Consider the following 18,840-nt stretch of genomic DNA (forward strand, 5'->3'; position numbering starts at 1 on the left):
GGTAAGATCCCTTAAAGATGATGAGGTTGATAGGTCTGGGGTGGAAGTGTGGCAACACATGGAGCTGACAGATACTAATCGATCGAGGGCTTATCCTATTTATTAAAGATGTCTAGTCGTTATCTAGTTTTCAGGGAACAAAAAACCTTGAAAACCTTTTATAAATGTTGTAATATATATTTTGTCTTTAACAAACCATGATTGTGGGGAATTAAATAAAGTCTGGTGATGATGGCGAAGAGGCCACACCCGTTCCCATGCCGAACACGGAAGTTAAGCTCTTCAGCGCCGATGGTAATTGGGGGATCTCCCCCTGTAAGAGTAGGACGTCGCCGGGCTTTGCTTTAATATTAATATTCCACAGTAGCTCAGTGGTAGAGCAATCGGCTGTTAACCGATCGGTCGTAGGTTCGAGTCCTACCTGTGGAGCCATATGCTTCCATAGCTCAGCAGGTAGAGCACTTCCATGGTAAGGAAGGGGTCATCGGTTCGAATCCGGTTGGAAGCTCCAGATAAATGGCCCGTTGGTCAAGTGGTTAAGACACCGCCCTTTCACGGCGGTAACACGGGTTCGAATCCCGTACGGGTCACCAACAAAATATAGTGGAGGATTAGCTCAGCTGGGAGAGCATCTGCCTTACAAGCAGGGGGTCGGCGGTTCGAGCCCGTCATCCTCCACCATTTTTATGAAGTGCCGGTCTAGCTCAATTGGTAGAGTACGACCGAGAAACATCCTGATTTGGCCATCAGCATACCGATCGAGTTGCTTCCTGGTTAGCAAGCTGAGGTCGGGATGACGGTTATTGCTTTTACTTCATAATACTTCGCCGGTCTAGCTCAATTGGTAGAGCAACTGACTTGTAATCAGTAGGTTGGGGGTTCAAGTCCTCTGGCCGGCACCACTTTTTCTTGTATTCTTACATTAATATGATGGAGGGGTAGCGAAGTGGCTAAACGCGGCGGACTGTAAATCCGCTCCCTCAGGGTTCGGCGGTTCGAATCCGTCCCCCTCCACCATTTAGCTTTGAAAAAGCTACATAGATTGAATACAACTTAACAACGAGAGCCATTAGCTAAGAGCGAAACTTCGCCGAGTAAACTGCGATTTGTTCCGACGCAGATTACATCGTTAGCATAAACTGGAAGAGAAAGGGACACAGTTGAATAAACAACGAGAGCCATTAGCTCAGCTGGCAGAGCATCTGACTTTTAATCAGAGGGTCGGAGGTTCGAATCCTCCATGGCTCACCATTTTTTCAAGAAGCTTCGGATTTCTCACCCACGGTTCCCCTGCAGCAAAGCAGGATATCAGGGAAGAAGCAGGACTAGCTTCGCTTCGGAATCCTCCATGGCTCACCATTATGCGGAAGTAGTTCAGTGGTAGAACACCACCTTGCCAAGGTGGGGGTCGCGGGTTCGAATCCCGTCTTCCGCTCCACTTGAAAAGTCATTTTGAATTTGATAATATAATATTTATCTGAATGCGGGTGTAGTTTAGTGGTAAAACCTCAGCCTTCCAAGCTGATGTCGTGGGTTCGATTCCCATCACCCGCTCCATTTGGGGCCTTAGCTCAGCTGGGAGAGCGCCTGCTTTGCACGCAGGAGGTCAGCGGTTCGATCCCGCTAGGCTCCACCATACATAAGTTATTAACCTTGAATCGAAATTTCGATTCAGGGTTTTTTGTTTGCTTTTTTAAATATTCCATCCTGGAGTTTTTCCGCTTATAAATATCCGGATAATTCACTAAACAGATGGTATGGGCGCATATCTATTCATGAAAGTGTCCAGTTGAGTCATCCCCAAAAAGGAGGGTAAAATAAAATTAGAATATACATATAAGGAGGACGTATAAAAAATGAAGAAGATATCAATTGTTGGTGTTCCGATGGACCTGGGCCAAATGCGCAGAGGGGTTGACATGGGCCCAAGTGCAATCCGCTATGCTGGAATAGTAGATCGGTTAGAAGCTCTAAATTATGATATCGAAGACCTTGGAGATATAGAAATTGGGCGTCCAACTAAAAAAAGCCAGCCTGGTGATTCAAACTTAAAAAATCTTAACGAAGTAGCTGAAGCCAATGAAAAACTTGCTGCCTCTGTGGATAATGTGATTCAAAACAACCGTTTTCCGTTAATTTTCGGTGGAGACCACAGTATCGCGATCGGTACCCTTGCAGGTGTCGCAAAGCATTATGAGAATCTGGGAGTTATCTGGTATGATGCCCATGGAGATTTGAATACTTCTGATACTTCTCCATCTGGTAATATACATGGGATGCCGCTTGCAGTGAGTCTTGGTATCGGCCATGAGCAGCTAGTTAACATCGCAGGGTATCAACCGAAGATCAAACCTGAAAACATCGTTATAATCGGTGCGCGTTCCCTTGATGAGGGAGAGAAAGAATTAATACGAGAAAAGGGTATTAAAGTATATACCATGCATGAGATTGATCGTATGGGGATGACAAAAGTAATGGAAGAAGCAATCGAGTATGTAAGCAAAGGTACAGATGGCGTGCATTTAAGCCTTGATCTTGATGGCCTTGATCCGCATGATGCTCCAGGCGTAGGGACGCCTGTCCTTGGAGGAATAAGCTACCGCGAAAGCCATCTTGCTATGGAAATGCTTGCAGAATCAGATATTCTAACTTCTGCCGAATTTGTTGAAGTCAATCCTATCTTAGATGATAAAAATAAAACTGCGACAGTAGCGGTTGCGTTAATGGGTTCTTTGTTTGGTGAAAAGCTTAAATAATTAATAAAACAGCGGCTCATTCCACGGCCGCTGTTTTTCTATATTTGTGTCGTTCATATTGATTTAGCAATTGATCAAGATAGGTGCTTATTTCAATTATTTCTGATGATTTTAAAGGTTTCATCCTGGCTAAATTGTTCATTTTCCTTCTTGACTCTTCAATTTCAAGCAGAAGTTTCTGCTCCATGCACGCCGCACCCATTCAGCCACCAGTCCTTTCAAAATTTATTATTTCATTCATACCCTAATGTAAACAAGCTTAAACCATTTTTTTCAAAATAATGTAAGGAATTTAGACGAATATCGTTAAACTCATGCTAGAATGAAAGATAGAAAAAAATTTTTTATAAAAAAATGAAACTTTTTGAATCAGCAAACGTAAATATGATAGCCGCATAGTGTAGCGGAGGTTGGGGTTATTATGGATGCCATTGTAAAACGGATAATAAAACAAGTAAAAAAGGGTGACCACAATGCATTTGGAGAAATAGTGGAACTTTATAAGGACAAAGTTTATCACATTTCCTATCGGATGCTGGGTAACAAGCAAGAAGCGGAAGATGTAGCGCAAGAAGCCTTTATCAGGGCTTTTACAAATATTGATCGCTTTGAGATTAATCGCAAGTTCTCTACATGGCTGTATAGAATAGCGACTAACCTTGCGATAGATCGGCTTCGGAAAAAACGGCCGGATTATTACCTGGACGCAGAAATCGCCGGTACGGAAGGATTAACCATGTATTCTCAATTAGCAGCAAATGAAGAACTGCCTGATGAAAAAGTAGTAAGCATTGAGACTCAGCAAGGTATCCAGCAAGAGATTTTAAACTTGCCGCCGAAGTATCGTTCTGCCATTATATTAAAGTATATACAGGAATTATCCCTTAAAGAGATAAGTGAAATCTTAGAACTGCCGGTTGCAACAGTAAAAACAAGAATACACCGGGGAAGAGAAGCGCTGAGGAAAAGGCTCCGTAACGGGTAGAGAGGAGGGGTATGAAAAATGAAATGCGAAAAAGAGGCAGTTCTATTAATGCATAAGGTATTAGACCAGGAAGCTACAGCAACTGAAAAGCTCCAGTTAAATTACCATTTAAAGAGCTGTGCAGACTGCAGGGATTACTTTGAAGAGTTAAGAGAAGCAGAAAGCTTTCTTCAAAGTGCACCTGAAGTCAGGGCACCTAATGGTTTTACTTCCAAAGTAATGGCTCAGTTGCCTGCTGAAAAGAAAACTGTACGCTTTAAAAGATGGATGAAAATGCATCCTTTATTAACTGCAGCTGTGTTGTTTTTTATTTTGATGACAGGATCCCTGTATGCTTCCTGGACAAGTGAAAATGAATTATCTTCTCTATCAGGAAATCTTACCTTTGATAAAGAACGAAATACCGTCATCGTGCCAGAAGGAGAGGTTGTAAGAGGTGACCTCATTGTTAAAAACCGGAACGTAGAGATCGAAGGGGAAGTGCAGGGTGACGTCGTTGTTATAAACGGAGAACGTTATATGGCCTCAGCGGGTAAGGTTAACGGAAAAATAGAAGAGGTTGATCATATCGTAGAATGGGTATGGTATCAAATAAAGAAGGTGTCTTCTGATACCATCGATCTTTTCAGTTCAGATGCCACAAGCAAAAATAAGGTGCCTTGAAACAGCACCTTATTTTTGTGGGAATTTTCACATGGTTATTAGCCATTAATTAAAATATGGTATAATAAAACAGTTATAAATACAGGCCAAATAATTACGTTTGGAGGAAGAGCTGTGCTGCCTGTTGCAGGTTTTAATATATTAGACTACATAACTGAAATTGTTGATATATTGCTGGTTACGTATGTGATCTACAAGATTATCATGCTTATCCGCGGAACGAAAGCTGTCCAATTGTTAAAAGGGATAACCGTTATTATTGCAGCCTGGTTTTTCAGTAGCTTTTTTGAACTGAATACGCTGCACTGGATTTTAGAACGCGTCGTTTTATATGGTTTATTAGCTATTATTATTATTTTCCAGCCTGAATTAAGAAGGGCCCTTGAACAACTTGGCCGCGGCAGGCTGTTTTCAAGGGGTAGTGTAGAAGAAGAACAGACATTACATGTTGTTGAATCAGCAGTGAAAGCTACATCCTATATGGGGAAACGGAGAATCGGAGCCCTAATATCCATAGAGAGAGAAACTGGCCTAAATGATTACGTGGAAACAGGCATACCGATTCAAGCAAGAATAACATCAGAGCTTCTTATTAATTTATTCATCCCTAACACTCCATTACATGATGGAGCCGTTATTATGAAGGGCGACCAAATTCTGGCTGCCGCATGTTATTTGCCTCTTTCCGAGAGTCCTTTTATTTCAAAAGAACTTGGAACAAGGCACCGTGCAGCACTTGGAATCAGTGAAGTGACCGATAGTGTTACCATCGTTGTCTCAGAAGAAACTGGCGGGGTTTCCTTAACAAAAAACGGTGAATTACATCGAAATCTTTCAGAAGATGCATTAAGGGAACTCTTGATAGCAGAGTTAAGGCCTGCCACCACGAAGTCTCCTGCTTCAAACCGCTGGAATTGGAGGGGGAAAAAGAATGGATAAGCTTTTAAAAAGTAACTGGTTTGTTAAAATAATATCCTTTTTGCTCGCCCTAATGCTTTATACCATCGTGGCTATGCCGGATAACACGGCTTCTGAAAATAAGAATATTTTTGAACCAGAAACGGAAACAGAACGGATTACCAATATGAAGCTAGATGTCTATTATGATGAAAAAGAAATCGTCTATTCCAACTTGCCGGATTCGGTTGATGTTGTGGTAAAGGGATCACGGGATCGGGTCATGTTGTCCAAGCTTAGCAATAAGGAAGTTTATGTGGACCTTCGCAATTTAACGCCAGGAAAACACCTTGTTAAAGTGAAACATAAAAACTTTCCTGACGAAGTTGATGTAGCAATCGAGCCAGGTTCAGTACCAGTGCTTATTGAGAAGAAAGCAACGGTTGAACATTCTGTTGATATAGAACTAATGAATAAGAATAAAATTCCAGAGGGATACACGGCAGAAGAGCCGATTATAACACCGAATAGTGTTAGTGTCACAGGTGCGAAATCACAATTGGATAAAATAGCTTTTGTCAGAGGATATGTCGATATAAGCGATGCAAAAGATACCGTTAAACAGAGAATTCCGTTAAATGTTTATGATGAAAATATGCATGAACTTAAAGATTTAACGATCGAGCCTTCTGTAGTCGATGTAAAAGTACCGATTTCCAGCCCATATAAAAAAGTACCGATAAAGCTAGATGAAAACGGCAAGCTTCCAGACGGGGTAAGCATTTCAAGTATTGAAATAGAACCGGCAGAAGTGACTGTTTTTGGGCCGAACGATGTCCTTAATGATATACAGTACATTGATGGCATACCTCTTGAGCTTGATAAGATAAAAGAAAACACAACGCTTGAATTAAAAGTTCCAGTTCCAGAAGGTGCTAAGAAAGTTGATCCCGAATCGATAAAGATAAAAGTCACCGTTGATAAAGAACAAGAAGTAACGTTTACGGACATTCCTGTAAAAGTAACAGGTTTATCCGATGGGTTAATGGCTGAATTCCTTGATCCGAAGTCAGGAGAATTGGACATAACGCTTAAAGGAGCTTCAACAGTTCTTGATAAGTTGAAAAAGCCTGATATCGAAGCATATGTCGACGTAAGCGAGCTTTCAGAAGGGGAACATGAATTAGCGGTTGAAATTAACGGCCCACAGCATATACAATGGGCAAATAATCAAAAAGTTAAAGTAGCGATCAAAAACCAAACTTAAACAGGTTTGATTAACCAACGATAATCATTGGAATTTTTCCTAACCGTATGAAGGAGAGAGTATATATGGGTAAATATTTTGGCACAGATGGTGTGAGAGGCGTAGCAAATACAGAGCTGACTCCTGAATTAGCCTTTAAATTGGGGCGTTTTGGCGGTTATGTCTTAACAAAGGAAAGTGAAAAGCCAAAGATTCTTATTGGCAGAGATACTAGAATTTCCGGTTATATGCTTGAAGGAGCACTCGTAGCTGGTTTACTTTCGATCGGAGCGGAAGTAATGCGTCTTGGTGTTATATCGACTCCTGGAGTTGCATACTTAACGAAAGCATTGGGAGCACAGGCTGGTGTTATGATTTCAGCTTCTCATAACCCTGTAGGAGATAATGGCATTAAATTCTTTGGTCCGGATGGTTTCAAGCTCTCCGATGAACAGGAAGAAGAAATTGAAAAGCTGTTAGATGGTGAAACAGATTCCTTGCCTCGTCCAACAGGAGCAGACCTTGGAATTGTAAGCGATTATTTTGAAGGGTCTCAAAAGTACCTTCAATATCTTAAACAAACAGTGGATGAAGACTTTAATGGCCTTCATATCGCTCTGGACTGTGCACACGGTGCTACATCATCACTTGCTCCTCATCTGTTCGCTGATCTTGAAGCTGATATTTCAACGATCGGTACAAATCCGAATGGCATCAATATCAATGATGGAGTTGGTTCTACTCATCCAGAAGCGCTTGCAGCCTTTGTGAAAGAAAAGGGTGCGGATGTGGGTCTATCATTTGATGGAGACGGTGACCGCTTAATTGCAATTGATGAAAATGGAAACATCATTGACGGTGACCAGATCATGTTTATTTGTGCAAAGTTTTATAAACAGCAAAGACGCCTACGACATGACACCGTCGTTTCCACTGTGATGAGTAATCTCGGTTTTCATAAAGGGCTTGAAGAAGAAGGAATCCAATCTATCCAAACAAAGGTTGGCGACCGCTATGTAATGGAAGAAATGAGAAAGAACGGTTACATTCTTGGAGGAGAACAGTCTGGACATATTATTTTCCTGGAGCATATTACAACAGGAGACGGAATGCTATCTGCTCTTCAGCTTGTAAATATCATGAAAGTAACAGAAAAGCCTTTATCAGAGCTTGCGGCCGAAATGCAGAAGTTCCCGCAGGTAATGGTTAATGTCCGTGTAGCAGACAAAACGAAGTTAAGCGGCAATGAACGGATTGATAAAGAAATTAACGAAGTGGAAACGGAAATGGGAGAAGAGGGAAGAGTCCTTGTCCGTCCGTCAGGAACCGAGCCATTAATCCGTGTAATGGCGGAAGCGCCTACTGAAGAACTCTGCAAAAAGTATGTTGACCAAATTGCCGAAGTGATTAAAGAAGAATTGGGAGCGCTTGAAGCATAAACCGGTCAAAAAACCATTTTAGCTACGAAAAGTATGCATGTGCAGCACAGGAAAGCTTGCACATGCATATTTTTAAAAGAAAAAGGTTGAAGGATAATAAGTTTACCAACTTTAAAAAATAGTAATTGACCCGCTTAAAGTTTATATAGTATGATATTTCTTGTTTCACTCTATTCTAGAAGGGAAAAGGAGGATAGGCATTATTAAATTAATTATAAGCGCCTGAACTATTTCCATGGACGACAAGGAAATAGTTGACGAGGAAGAGGTTCATCGATCAATCGGCGGATGCCTCTCGGTTGCTTCATCACAACCGTACGACTTTGTAAAAAACAGTGAGGTGACTCTCTGTACAAAATCAAAGTCATGATGAGCGAATAAAGAATATACGAAAGGGGCAGGTATGCCCCGCATAACCTGTCCCTTGTTACAGGGAGGATTATGATTTATGTGTGGAATTGTAGGATATATTGGTCAACAAGATGCAAAGGAAATTCTTTTAAGAGGTTTAGAAAAGCTTGAATACAGAGGATATGACTCCGCAGGTATCGCTCTATTAAATGAAGAAGGATTGCATCTTTTTAAAGAAAAAGGACGTATTGCAACCTTACGTGAACAAGTGGATGAGAATGTAAAAGCTACTGTCGGGATCGGCCATACTCGCTGGGCAACTCACGGAGAACCAAGTCGTGTTAATGCCCACCCGCATCAGGACAGTTCTAAGCGTTTTACACTGGTTCATAACGGGGTTATCGAAAACTACGAACATATTAAGAGAGAATACCTTTCCGATGTGGATTTTGTAAGTGCAACTGATACGGAGGTCGTTGTTGAACTGATCGCCCGTTTTGTGTTGCAGGAAAACATGACAGTATCGGAAGCGTTCCGAACAGCGTTAATGAAGCTTAAAGGCTCTTATGCTCTTGCATTAATCGATAACGAGGATCCTGAACATCTGTATGTTGCCAAGAACAAAAGCCCGCTGCTTGTTGGACTTGGGGATGGATTCAACGTTGTAGCAAGTGATTCTATGGCGATGCTTCAAGTAACTGACCGTTTTGTTGAGTTAATGGATGAAGAGGTTGTACTTGTTTCCCGTGAATCCGTTACGATTAAGAACATTCATGGCGAGGAAATGGAACGCGAGCCATTCACTGCTGAACTTGATGCAAGTGACATCGAAAAAGGTACTTATCCACACTACATGTTAAAAGAAATTGATGAGCAGCCTTTCGTTATTCGTAATATTATTCAAAAGTATCAAGACGAAGATGGAAACATCAAACTGGATCAAGACATTCGCGAGGCGATGAAAGATACAGACAGAATCTATATTATTGCATGCGGAACCAGCTATCATGCTGGCCTGGTTGGCAAGCAACTAATTGAAAATATTGCAAATGTACCGGTAGAAACGCACATTGCGAGCGAGTTCTTATATAACATGCCACTGATTTCTGAAAAACCGCTTTTCATCTTCATTTCGCAAAGTGGTGAAACTGCAGACAGCCGTGGAGTACTCGTGAATGTGAAAAAGCAAGGGTACCGTACTCTCACAATTACAAACGTACCGGGCTCCACATTATCCCGTGAAGCAGATTATACGCTTCACACACATGCAGGCCCTGAAATTGCGGTAGCTTCTACAAAAGCTTACACTGCTCAAATGGCTGTAATGGCTATTCTTGCAGTAGATACTGCTCAAGCGAAGGGAATCGAGCTGGATTTCAACCCGATTCGGGAGCTTGGCGTAGTAGCGAACGCAATGGAAGCAATGGTTGACCAGAAAGAAATGATTGAAAAGATTGCCCGTAATTATCTTTCTGTAACACGCAATTGTTTCTTTATCGGAAGAGCGGTCGATTACTTTGTTTGCCTTGAGGGAGCTTTGAAACTGAAGGAAATCTCTTACATTCAGGCGGAAGGATTTGCCGGCGGAGAGCTTAAACATGGAACAATCGCACTTATCGAAAAGGGAACACCGATCATTGCACTTGCTACACAGGAACATGTTAACGGCAGTATCCGCAGCAATGTACAGGAAGTTGTCGCTCGTGGCGCTCACCCATGCATCATTAGCATGAAGGGCTTAAACGAAGAGGGAGATAACATTGTGCTTGATGAAGTACATGAATATCTAACCCCGCTTGTGTCCGTCGTACCGTTGCAATTACTTGCTTATTACGCTGCACTTCACCGCGATTGTGACGTCGATAAGCCGCGTAATCTTGCTAAATCAGTAACAGTTGAATAAAAATCTTGAATGAATCCCTAACCTGTTGGTTAGGGGTTTTTTTACTTAATTCTAAAACAGGTCAATCCAGCTGACCTATGGTTTAAAAGCTAACAGTATATGGAGGAGTCCGACTAAGAGACAAAGGACTCCGTTTAAAATGACATGACTTAGTAAAACATAGAAGATAACCAGGTGATAATACTTTTCCAAAAGTCTTCCTAATATAAGGTTTCAACTTTTCTGATCTATTTCAACTTAATCCGTTATATGAGAAAGAGTGAGTAAATGGCAATATCGATTTCATTCATTTTAGTCTGGTTTTTTGTCAGTTGTTTTCTTCTGATCCCCAAAACGTTATCTTTCTTACATAATTTTATTCTTTTTATGTTCACAACGATTGTTTCCACAAACGTCATGACAATATTGACCATGCAACTGGAATTTATCAAGAATACACAAAATCCTTTTTTATTTATTGTGTTTATTTTATATAGGGATGTTCTAATTCCTGTTATTGTTCTACTTTTTGTAAATGTATCCCTTCATTCAGAAAAGAAAAGATTATTCTTTTTGCTCGCGTTGTTGATACTGGTTTTATTTGATTATTTTTTAGTGCAGTTTAAGGTCATGGAATTTATAAAATGGAATTTCTTATTTGCTATGATCGTTCATTCAGCGTATTTGCTTATCGGTTTATTAATAAGTAAGTTGTTAACAGCAATGGATAACAGGGGTGAATCGATAAAATGAACGAAGTTGTGTATGAGAAATCGTTTGATGCAAACGAATGGTTTGTTTTAATAAATTTACTTTTTATTATAATCGTTTTTATTTTGCCCCGTATTTTTAATCGGTTGGAATCCGTGGCTTATTTCCTCTACGGAGTGTTTATTGCGATGTTTTTTGATCATACGATAAGCGTTGGTCCATGGGATTTTTATGATGTTAACGATAGTGCAGCATACCAGTTATTAGACTTTTTAAGTTACCTGAGCTTTGGAACTTATAGTTATTTATTCATGTATTTATATGTAAGGTTCAAAATTAAAGGGTTCTTTAACATTCTATACATTGCAGTTTGGACTGTTTTCTCCCTGGGTGTTGAATGGGTTGGTTTAAAAGTGGGTTTATACCATTATGACAAAGGATTTCAAAGTTATTGGTCTATCTCGATTTATTTGCTTGTTCAAAGTAGCCAAATCCTGATCTATCACCTCATTGTTAAAACCAGGGGGCGGGCGCAGGAATGAATTTCCTACTCAAATATTTTGACAATTTAGTGATAATGATAATATTTATCAATTATATGTGATATGATAGTAGCAAGAGATCAAAGTGGAGGCGGTTTGGATGGTTGAATTGATTCAAATAGGTTTGTTATTTTCTCTTTTGTCAGGCTCTTTCATGTTTTTAGGAGTAAAGCTTAAGGCAGAAGCCAAAAGGATACCTGTTCGAGTTCAAGTCCAGTCTAACAGCAGACGTTATGAGACCGCTCGGCCAGTTCACCAACCTGAATACCGGTAAATGGTTGACTTTTTAATTGAAAACGATTATCATTGTCGTTGAGTAGTACTCTTTAATTTATATGCCATAAACTTGTGTTCCCCTCACATACACAAGCAGGACCGCTGAGAAATCAGCGGTTTTTTCTTGAATATGCATAGAAAATTCTGTTTAGGTAAAAGAACTTGAATAAAATAATAGCATAGCTGGCCTTCTTAATTGGAAGGTCTTTTTCTTTTGAATTATGATAAGCTTGAGTAGGAGACATATGAAAAATACTATAAATAAAAGGAAGTGAAAGACATGGATAGACTTGATAGAGTAGCAGCATGGCTGAAGGAAAATAACCATTCATTTGCATTTATTCATTCTACGCCGAACGTTTTTTATTTATCGGGGTTTTACACGGATCCGCATGAACGCCTCCTTGGCATGTTTGTATTTCCAGAAAAAGAACCTTTTTTAGTTTGTCCGGGTATGGAAGAATCCCAGGCAAGAGATGCTGGCTGGAAATTCGAGATTATTGGGTACAGTGACTCTGATAATCCATGGGAACTTATTCAGGAAGCGATCAACAAGCGTGGAATAAAGGAAACATCTTCTGTTGCAATCGAAAAAGAGCTTCTTTCCTATGAAAGAGCAGAGCAATTGATGAAGCTTTTCCCTGGATTGCGGTTCGCTTCAGTGGAAGACAAGCTGAATCAGATGAGATTGATTAAAGATAGCAAAGAATTAGAAATGATGAAAGAGGCGGCGAAACTGGCGGACTTTGGAGTAGAGACCGGAGTTAAGGCGCTTTATGAAGGCTGTACTGAAATGGAGGTACTGGCCAAAATAGAATACGAATTAAAGAAAAAAGGCGTGCGTGAAATGTCCTTTTCCACGATGGTTCTGTTCGGAGAAAAGGCAGGACAGCCTCACGGAAACCCGGGAGATCGGAAGTTAAAAAGAGGTGACCTCGTTTTATTCGATCTTGGTGTCGTGTTAAACGGCTATACATCAGACATCACGAGAACGTTTGCTTATAAGGAAGCAAATAATAAACAAAAGGAAATTTATGAAACAGTGCTAAAGGCACAGCTTGCATCCTTAGAAAAATGCAAAGAAGGTACAAGGCTCGGGGACCTTGATAAAACAGCAAGAGACATCATATCCGATGGCGGCTACGGAGATTACTTCCCTCATCGGATCGGACATGGAATCGGAATAGATGTACATGAATTTCCTTCTATGAGCCAGAACAACAATGGCACCCTTCAAAAGGGAATGACCTTTACGATCGAACCAGGAATTTATGTTCCTGAGATTGGCGGAGTGAGAATAGAAGATGAAATCGTCATCACTGATTCTGGTTATAAAACATTAACGAGTTATCCAAAAGAACTGCAAATCATAGGCTAAGCTTAAGAGGATGATCCATTAGGATTATCCTCTTTTACCTTTATAGCTTTATTCTTCCTCTAGAAAGCTTCTAACGATAAGAAAAGGATTATCGAAGCTTTTGTCGAAAGAACATGTAACGATTTGACCAGGAGGATATCATGAAGGCTGCAGACCAGTTATTCGAAAAGATGACCAACATCCATCCGGAATATTACTCTTTCAAATTCCATTCCCAGCGCGTTATGCATATGGCGGAAATGCTCGGTGAACATGTGGGCTGTTATGATGATGATTTAAGAACTGCAGCCTTGTTACATGATATTGGAAAGACAGCAATTGCCGATGAGATCTTGTCTAAGCCAGAGAGACTTACAGACGAGGAGTATCGTGTTATACAAAGACACTGCGCTATAGGAAGTGCCATTGTTGAGAAGGAGCTTGGAAATAATCGTGCTGCAGGCTTTATTGAACATCATCATGAACACTGGGATGGAAGCGGCTATCCAGGTGGCCTGGTCGGCAAACAGATTTTAAAACAGGGAAGGATTATTGCTATCTGCGATGCATTTGATACGATGGCTTTTGATCGGAGAAACTATCAATCAGGGGTAAAATCTTTTCGCCAGGCGTTCGGAGAACTGCGCAAATGGTCGTGGAAACAGTTCGATGGAGACCTGGTGGCCCGTTTTATTGAAAAGATGGAAAAAATACCTTTTCCTGAAACGGAGTTATGGTATAATGATTCTCAAATGATCGAACAAATATTTTCTACTAAAGAAAAATGTGAGGAATAAGACATGATTAATCAACTAACTTTCCCACAACTTCATCATACGTAAGTCCTTGGACCCGGGATAAATCCCCGCAGGTACAAGGGCTATTTGTTCTTGTACCTGCGGGCATTCTTAAAGGCCATGCAGGTATTTTTTCATACCTGCATGGCCTTTTTATATTGGTTAAAAAAGGGCTCTTTTCGCATACTTTGTTGCTTAATAAACTTCACATAAGAGAGGAACTGCGACGCTATCTCAACATTGATTTCCGCTCCGGGCAGTTCGCTTTCCGCGGGCAACGCTTCCGCTTCCTCGTCAGCAAAAACCGCCTGTCTAGTTCCGGCTCACAGAGACTAGTGGATTTCCCTCACCTCCTTGCGATAAGGCAACATCGACTCTCTTTCGTTCGGCGTTGTTTCTTATCTCCATGCGGTTCAGTCCAATCCATACGTCTCTTGGCGTTCGCCTCCACCTTTCAACACTGCCGGGATCTTCAGCTGTTGCTTTTCCCGCAGGACAAGGAAGGCTTCGGCAGCGTTACATCGCACGAAGGAAATGTGAATACATTTTCGAGGAGTCGACTGTCCTCTGCTCCAATCAATTGACGTTTTTCAAAGATGTGGAACGTCAAAGCGCAACTCAGCGCGAGCCCGCGGAAAGCGTAGTGTATTTCTGCAGCGGTCATCTATCCGTTATGTCGCAGTTTATCTTTTTTAAGCAAAAACAAAAATCTTTTAGAAAAGAGCCTTAAAAAAAACAATAATGAAAGGTGAGGAACATGTTAAGAAACTTAAAAGGAACAACTGACTATTTGCCGCAGGAACAACAAACCAGAAAAAGAATCCAGAAAACACTTGAAGAGGTATTTGAACTATACGGCTGCAAACCGCTGGAGACCCCTATTTTAAATTATTATGATCTTATGGCGTCAAAGTATGGCGGCGGCGAAGAAATTCTAAAGGAAGTATATCGGCTTAATGACCAGGGAGAGCGCGACCTTTCACTGCGGTATGACCTTACGATTCCCTTTGCTAAAGTAATAGGGATGAATCCGGAGATGAGGCTCCCTCTGAAACGGTATGAAATAGGGAAAGTATTTCGGGATGGCCCGATAAAGGCAGGAAGGTTCCGAGAATTTATCCAGTGCGATGTTGATGTTGTAGGGATCAAGTCTGTTAAAGCAGAAGCTGACTTGATCGCGATGGCGTTGGACTGTTTTGAAAGGTTAGGATTGGATGTTACGATTCAACTAAACAACCGAAAGCTTTTAACTGGATTGTTAAATGAGATCAACGTTCCTGAAGCGAGCATCAACGATGTTATATTGTCTCTTGATAAACTGGAGAAGATAGGCCTTGATGGTGTCCTAAGGGAACTGTCAGAGCGTAAGGTGGATAATAACACCCTTTCTGAACTAAAAGAAATAATAACAAATAAAGAAAACTGCAAGCTTTCTTTTTATGAAGAAAATTTCGGTTCTGCAACATTGCGGGAAGGGATTAAAGAATTAAAAGATCTGTTTACCACTTTAGAATATTTGGGATTAGAAAAGAAAGTTAAGTTCACTCCTTTCTTAGCCAGAGGCCTGAACATTTATACAGGCACCATTTATGAGATCTTTTTAACCGATGGAAGCATTACATCCAGCATAGGAAGTGGAGGACGATACGATACCATTATAGGAAACTTCCTTGAAAGTGAAAGAACATATCCTACAGCGGGAATTTCTTTTGGCCTGGATGTAATCTATACCGCATTAAAACAATCCAGGAAGTTTGTGCTCGACCCTGCTGTCGATGTGTTCATCATCCCGATCGGTACAGAAAAGGAATCCATGAGGCTTGCCGGTGCGCTTCGCCGTTCTGGAATCCGTACCGAAATTGAATTATCAGAAAAGCGCCTTAAAAAATCCCTTGATTATGCCAACAAGGAAAATATCCCGTACGTATTGTTATTAGGGGAGAATGAACTGGAAGAAAATAAAATAACGGTCAAAAACATGGAAAGCGGAGAGGAACAAAAAGTTACCCTGGACGATGTTGGTGCCTTTCTTAAAATAGTTATATCAAACAAAAGCACTGAGCAGCTTCAAAAGTGAAAATGCAAAGTGATAGAAGAACGGCTTATAAAAAGAAATAGTAATTAGAGATAACCATTCTGGTCTAGTGCTGCCAGGATAGTTTGTTTTTTGAAAAATCATCTTGCTCTTCCTTATAAGGAAACATAGATTGTCCTGATTAGAATAGGATATAGTAGAGCCATTAAAGGAGAGATAAGATGAGGATTATCAAAGAGTTTAAACAGTTTGCCATGAAGGGCAGCGTTGCTGATATGGGGATTGGGATGGTGCTCGGTGCAGCATTCGGAAGTTTAATTGATTCCCTTGTTAATGATGTGCTGTTGCCGCCGATCGGGCTGATCTTTGCAAAAGTAAACTTTACTGACCTGTATGTCAGCCTCTCGGGGAAAACCTATGCGAGTCTGGCAGATGCTAAAGAGGCAGGAGCTGCTACGATAAATTATGGAATCTTCTTCTCCTCTTTGCTTCGTTTCGGAATAGTAATGTTTGCCGTTTTTTTAGTAATAAGACAAATTAACAGGTTAAAAAAGCCCTATGAAAACCCGTTGGAATCGATGACTAACAAAGAATGCCCCTACTGTTGCACTTCTATTCCTTATAAAGCGATCAAATGTCCAAACTGTGGTTCGGAATTAGAACCGGAGGAACAGCTCGAACGGGCCAGTAGTTTCAGCAAAAAGAAGAAGCAGTCCTTTCGTATCAGTTTTAAATAGATTCTCAAACACCTAGAAAGACAATTGCGAAAACCTCACTTCAAGCAGGCAAGCAAAAATCCCTCTCACCGGGGGATTTTTGTTTTGCATATTGAAGTTGTTTACAGGTTAAAAGTGAAATAAAAATAGGTATTTTTGTTAAACTAATTGATATAAACGAAATGGAGAAGGTGTAGTGAATGGACGGATGCTTGATTATTCATGGATTTACGGGTTCGCCTTATGAGATTGAACCACTGGCAAACCATTTGCGGGCCAGCACCGATTGGAAGGTTGAAACACCCACTCTACCTGGACATGGAAAGGAAGACACACTGCACCGCGTTACATACGGGGAATGGATCAAAGCTTCTGAGGAAGCCCTTCGTACATTAAAAGAACAATGTGATTCCGTTTATTTGATTGGCTTTTCGATGGGGGGAGTGATCTCCGGGTATCTTGCACAAAAGTACGAGGTGAAAAGACTAGTGTTGCTTAGTGCTGCAGCTTATTATATTAGCCCAAAACAAACGATGAAAGATTCTTTAGAAATGATGAGGGACTTTTTTAGAGGAAGGATAAGAGAAAATGAGATGTTTAAAAGGCGTAAACCTGTAAGAACGCCATTATCCGCTTCCTGGCAATTTACAAGACTCGTTAAAGAACTACGGCCATTATTTGCTAATATAACAGTTCCAACATTAATCATTCAGGGAAAAATAGATAGGGTCGTTCCCTTCCGAAGTGCTGAATTTATCTATCGAACGATAGCATCTGAAGAAAAGTACCTTCATTATTTGGAGCGGTCCAGGCATATCCTATGCCGTGGAGAAGAAGCGATAGATGTTGTTCAGTTAGTTTCAAATTTTCTTGGTGTTAGAGTGTGATGCTTTAATCTTTGTAACAATGATGTAGGTTAGGTAGTAACATGTTACCAAATTATGCAAAGAATAAAAAATCCGTATTTTTCTGTCATATTAATGTAATTGACATGTTACTGCATAAACATCGCTTTGTTATATTCCCCCTGTACAATGTGAAGCATGGTAAAACTTAGACAGGTTTTAAACCAAATATCTTCAGGGGGAATGCGTACATGTTAACTCGCAAAAACTTCGTAAGAAATCTGGTTACAACAACAGCGGTTGCAGGAATGATGTTTGCTAGTCCGGTAGTATCAAATGCAATGGGAGATGAAAACCTCTCGAACGGATCGAAAAGTGCAGACGTCGTGGAGTTACAGGACGTACTCACTGCCAAAGGATATTTTGATTATCATAAATCAACTGGTTACTTTGGTTCTATCACAACTGAAGCTGTTAAAAGCTTTCAAAAAGATCATGGCTTAAGAGTGGACGGAATCGTTGGGCCTAACACATTCGATGCACTGGAAGATGTAAACAATGGACAAGCACTGCAAACAATGGTTGAAGGTGACCGCGGCCATCAAGTAGTAACACTGCAAGAAAAGCTTGGAAACTATTACAACTTTACGGTAGACGGCATCTTTGGACCGATCACTGCACAGGCAGTTAAGGCATTCCAGCAAGACAATGGTTTAAGTGTTGATGGAATAGCAGGACAAAACACCTGGGCAGCATTGAACGGCAAAGAAACTAAAAATGTAACTGTATCAGCAGAACCGAAAGCAAAAACGGTTTCTACTACTACTAATTCCACATCTACAGAAAAACAAACCGTAAGCCGTTCATCTGCTGAGAGCGGAAAGGAATTTAACGTAGAAGCAACAGCGTATACCGCAAATTGCACAGGCTGTTCAGGGATTACTGCAACAGGAATTAACCTAAAATCAAATCCTGATGCAAAAGTAATCGCTGTTGACCCGGATGTTATTCCTTTAGGTTCAAAAGTATATGTTGAAGGTTATGGATATGCGATTGCTGGTGACACAGGCGGAGCAATCAACGGCAACCGTATCGATATCTTCATTCCAAATAAACAGGATGCACTTGATTTTGGCAGACGTACAGTCAAAGTAAAAGTGCTGAACTAATTAAGAAAAGCCATCATTGTGGTCTTAACCCTGTCAAGTAGACAACACAAAAAAACTAAGCTGCCAACGCGTGTCGATACTCAATCGGCGCGCGTTGCTTTAATTTCTTCTGAAAACGCCTGTAGTTATAGTGGTATATATAATCCTCGATTGCTTGTCGTATCTCTGTTTCT

At 40.7% G+C, this 18,840-nt stretch carries 18 protein-coding genes, 10 tRNA genes and 2 rRNA genes; 28 read left to right on the forward strand and 2 right to left on the reverse strand.

The window, feature by feature from the left end; translation table 11 throughout:
* From FCL54_RS23145 to rocF, 13 genes are all read left to right on the forward strand, one after another.
* Positions 1 to 98: ribosomal RNA gene (locus FCL54_RS23145) — 23S ribosomal RNA — on the forward strand; the annotation flags it as partial.
* 123 nt (positions 99 to 221) lie between these two features.
* Positions 222 to 338 (forward strand): 5S ribosomal RNA (rrf, locus tag FCL54_RS23150).
* Positions 339 to 357: 19 nt separating this feature from the next.
* Positions 358 to 432, forward strand: a tRNA-Asn gene (locus FCL54_RS23155).
* A gap of 3 nt (positions 433 to 435) precedes the next feature.
* Positions 436 to 511 (forward strand) — tRNA-Thr (locus FCL54_RS23160).
* A gap of 7 nt (positions 512 to 518) precedes the next feature.
* Positions 519 to 593: transfer RNA gene (locus tag FCL54_RS23165), tRNA-Glu, on the forward strand.
* A 12-nt stretch (positions 594 to 605) separates the two neighbouring features.
* A tRNA-Val gene (locus tag FCL54_RS23170) sits at positions 606 to 681 on the forward strand.
* Between the two features lie 145 nt (positions 682 to 826).
* Positions 827 to 902, forward strand: a tRNA-Thr gene (locus FCL54_RS23175).
* Positions 903 to 932: 30 nt separating this feature from the next.
* Positions 933 to 1,017, forward strand: a tRNA-Tyr gene (locus FCL54_RS23180).
* Between the two features lie 158 nt (positions 1,018 to 1,175).
* A tRNA-Lys gene (locus tag FCL54_RS23185) sits at positions 1,176 to 1,251 on the forward strand.
* 112 nt (positions 1,252 to 1,363) lie between these two features.
* Positions 1,364 to 1,438: transfer RNA gene (locus FCL54_RS23190), tRNA-Gly, on the forward strand.
* Between the two features lie 45 nt (positions 1,439 to 1,483).
* Positions 1,484 to 1,557 (forward strand) — tRNA-Gly (locus tag FCL54_RS23195).
* Positions 1,558 to 1,560: 3 nt separating this feature from the next.
* Positions 1,561 to 1,636 (forward strand) — tRNA-Ala (locus FCL54_RS23200).
* Positions 1,637 to 1,856: 220 nt separating this feature from the next.
* Complete coding sequence (gene rocF / locus FCL54_RS23205) at positions 1,857 to 2,756, forward strand: arginase (RefSeq protein ID WP_138129663.1); 900 nt, start codon at positions 1,857 to 1,859, stop codon at positions 2,754 to 2,756.
* Between the two features lie 16 nt (positions 2,757 to 2,772).
* Here rocF and FCL54_RS23210 read toward each other — a convergent pair whose 3' ends face one another.
* Complete coding sequence (locus FCL54_RS23210) at positions 2,773 to 2,943, reverse strand: aspartyl-phosphate phosphatase Spo0E family protein (RefSeq protein WP_138129664.1); 171 nt, start codon at positions 2,941 to 2,943, stop codon at positions 2,773 to 2,775.
* 234 nt (positions 2,944 to 3,177) lie between these two features.
* Here FCL54_RS23210 and sigW point away from each other — a divergent pair, with 234 nt between their 5' ends.
* The 15 genes from sigW to FCL54_RS23280 all read left to right on the forward strand — a co-directional run bounded on the left by sigW (position 3,178) and on the right by FCL54_RS23280 (position 18,667).
* Positions 3,178 to 3,741 carry an RNA polymerase sigma factor SigW gene (sigW, locus tag FCL54_RS23215; RefSeq protein WP_138129665.1) on the forward strand — a complete coding sequence of 188 codons (564 nt, stop codon included), beginning with the start codon at positions 3,178 to 3,180 and terminating at the stop codon, positions 3,739 to 3,741.
* Positions 3,742 to 3,759: 18 nt separating this feature from the next.
* The gene (locus FCL54_RS23220) at positions 3,760 to 4,404 is read left to right on the forward strand and encodes an anti-sigma factor family protein (RefSeq protein ID WP_138129666.1); all 645 of its coding nucleotides are present in this window, start codon (positions 3,760 to 3,762) and stop codon (positions 4,402 to 4,404) included.
* Positions 4,405 to 4,521: 117 nt separating this feature from the next.
* Positions 4,522 to 5,343, forward strand: a complete 822-nt coding sequence (gene cdaA / locus FCL54_RS23225) for a diadenylate cyclase CdaA (protein WP_138129678.1) — start codon at positions 4,522 to 4,524, stop codon at positions 5,341 to 5,343.
* Positions 5,336 to 6,568, forward strand: a complete 1,233-nt coding sequence (locus FCL54_RS23230) for a CdaR family protein (protein ID WP_138129667.1) — start codon at positions 5,336 to 5,338, stop codon at positions 6,566 to 6,568. The genes cdaA and FCL54_RS23230 overlap by 8 nt, the downstream gene beginning before the upstream one ends.
* A gap of 65 nt (positions 6,569 to 6,633) precedes the next feature.
* On the forward strand, positions 6,634 to 7,986 hold the full coding sequence (gene glmM, locus FCL54_RS23235; protein ID WP_138129668.1) for a phosphoglucosamine mutase: 1,353 nt from the start codon (positions 6,634 to 6,636) through the stop codon (positions 7,984 to 7,986).
* A 448-nt stretch (positions 7,987 to 8,434) separates the two neighbouring features.
* Positions 8,435 to 10,240, forward strand: coding sequence for a glutamine--fructose-6-phosphate transaminase (isomerizing) (gene glmS, locus FCL54_RS23240; RefSeq protein ID WP_138129669.1), 1,806 nt, complete (start codon positions 8,435 to 8,437; stop codon positions 10,238 to 10,240).
* A gap of 267 nt (positions 10,241 to 10,507) precedes the next feature.
* A complete protein-coding gene (locus tag FCL54_RS23245; protein ID WP_171016990.1) occupies positions 10,508 to 10,972 on the forward strand; it encodes a hypothetical protein in 465 nt (154 codons plus the stop codon).
* A complete protein-coding gene (locus FCL54_RS23250) occupies positions 10,969 to 11,472 on the forward strand; it encodes a hypothetical protein (RefSeq protein ID WP_138129671.1) in 504 nt (167 codons plus the stop codon). The genes FCL54_RS23245 and FCL54_RS23250 overlap by 4 nt, the downstream gene beginning before the upstream one ends.
* Before the next feature lie 100 nt (positions 11,473 to 11,572).
* Positions 11,573 to 11,746 carry a hypothetical protein gene (locus FCL54_RS24215; RefSeq protein ID WP_171016991.1) on the forward strand — a complete coding sequence of 58 codons (174 nt, stop codon included), beginning with the start codon at positions 11,573 to 11,575 and terminating at the stop codon, positions 11,744 to 11,746.
* A 282-nt stretch (positions 11,747 to 12,028) separates the two neighbouring features.
* Complete coding sequence (locus FCL54_RS23255) at positions 12,029 to 13,126, forward strand: M24 family metallopeptidase (RefSeq protein WP_138129672.1); 1,098 nt, start codon at positions 12,029 to 12,031, stop codon at positions 13,124 to 13,126.
* Positions 13,127 to 13,266: 140 nt separating this feature from the next.
* Entirely contained in the window at positions 13,267 to 13,902 is a 636-nt protein-coding gene (locus tag FCL54_RS23260) for an HD-GYP domain-containing protein (protein WP_138129673.1), read from the forward strand.
* A 757-nt stretch (positions 13,903 to 14,659) separates the two neighbouring features.
* Positions 14,660 to 15,979, forward strand: coding sequence for a histidine--tRNA ligase (locus FCL54_RS23265; protein ID WP_138129674.1), 1,320 nt, complete (start codon positions 14,660 to 14,662; stop codon positions 15,977 to 15,979).
* Between the two features lie 185 nt (positions 15,980 to 16,164).
* Complete coding sequence (gene mscL, locus FCL54_RS23270) at positions 16,165 to 16,674, forward strand: large conductance mechanosensitive channel protein MscL (RefSeq protein WP_138129679.1); 510 nt, start codon at positions 16,165 to 16,167, stop codon at positions 16,672 to 16,674.
* Between the two features lie 179 nt (positions 16,675 to 16,853).
* Positions 16,854 to 17,540, forward strand: a complete 687-nt coding sequence (locus FCL54_RS23275; protein ID WP_138129675.1) for an alpha/beta hydrolase — start codon at positions 16,854 to 16,856, stop codon at positions 17,538 to 17,540.
* A 209-nt stretch (positions 17,541 to 17,749) separates the two neighbouring features.
* Positions 17,750 to 18,667, forward strand: coding sequence for a peptidoglycan-binding protein (locus FCL54_RS23280; RefSeq protein WP_138129676.1), 918 nt, complete (start codon positions 17,750 to 17,752; stop codon positions 18,665 to 18,667).
* Positions 18,668 to 18,722: 55 nt separating this feature from the next.
* Here the strand turns inward: FCL54_RS23280 and FCL54_RS24875 are convergent, their stop codons facing one another.
* The gene (locus tag FCL54_RS24875) at positions 18,723 to 18,830 is read right to left on the reverse strand and encodes an IS3 family transposase (RefSeq protein WP_425467172.1); all 108 of its coding nucleotides are present in this window, start codon (positions 18,828 to 18,830) and stop codon (positions 18,723 to 18,725) included.
* Between the last annotated feature and the right edge of the window lie 10 nt (positions 18,831 to 18,840).

The sequence above is a fragment of the Exobacillus caeni genome (genome assembly GCF_005747095.1).
GTDB lineage: Bacteria > Bacillota > Bacilli > Bacillales > Guptibacillaceae > Exobacillus > Exobacillus caeni.

Coding starts and splice junctions, on each gene's coding strand:
- rocF (WP_138129663.1), top strand. CDS start 1,857: ATGAAGAAGATATCAATTGTTGGTGTTCCGATGGACCTGGGCCAAATG.
- FCL54_RS23260 (WP_138129673.1), top strand. CDS start 13,267: ATGAAGGCTGCAGACCAGTTATTCGAAAAGATGACCAACATCCATCCG.
- FCL54_RS23265 (WP_138129674.1), top strand. CDS start 14,660: ATGTTAAGAAACTTAAAAGGAACAACTGACTATTTGCCGCAGGAACAA.
- FCL54_RS23210 (WP_138129664.1), bottom strand. CDS start 2,943: ATGGAGCAGAAACTTCTGCTTGAAATTGAAGAGTCAAGAAGGAAAATG.
- FCL54_RS23245 (WP_171016990.1), top strand. CDS start 10,508: ATGGCAATATCGATTTCATTCATTTTAGTCTGGTTTTTTGTCAGTTGT.
- FCL54_RS23250 (WP_138129671.1), top strand. CDS start 10,969: ATGAACGAAGTTGTGTATGAGAAATCGTTTGATGCAAACGAATGGTTT.
- FCL54_RS23220 (WP_138129666.1), top strand. CDS start 3,760: ATGAAATGCGAAAAAGAGGCAGTTCTATTAATGCATAAGGTATTAGAC.
- glmS (WP_138129669.1), top strand. CDS start 8,435: ATGTGTGGAATTGTAGGATATATTGGTCAACAAGATGCAAAGGAAATT.
- glmM (WP_138129668.1), top strand. CDS start 6,634: ATGGGTAAATATTTTGGCACAGATGGTGTGAGAGGCGTAGCAAATACA.
- FCL54_RS23275 (WP_138129675.1), top strand. CDS start 16,854: ATGGACGGATGCTTGATTATTCATGGATTTACGGGTTCGCCTTATGAG.
- FCL54_RS23255 (WP_138129672.1), top strand. CDS start 12,029: ATGGATAGACTTGATAGAGTAGCAGCATGGCTGAAGGAAAATAACCAT.
- FCL54_RS23280 (WP_138129676.1), top strand. CDS start 17,750: ATGTTAACTCGCAAAAACTTCGTAAGAAATCTGGTTACAACAACAGCG.
- FCL54_RS24215 (WP_171016991.1), top strand. CDS start 11,573: ATGGTTGAATTGATTCAAATAGGTTTGTTATTTTCTCTTTTGTCAGGC.
- FCL54_RS23230 (WP_138129667.1), top strand. CDS start 5,336: ATGGATAAGCTTTTAAAAAGTAACTGGTTTGTTAAAATAATATCCTTT.
- sigW (WP_138129665.1), top strand. CDS start 3,178: ATGGATGCCATTGTAAAACGGATAATAAAACAAGTAAAAAAGGGTGAC.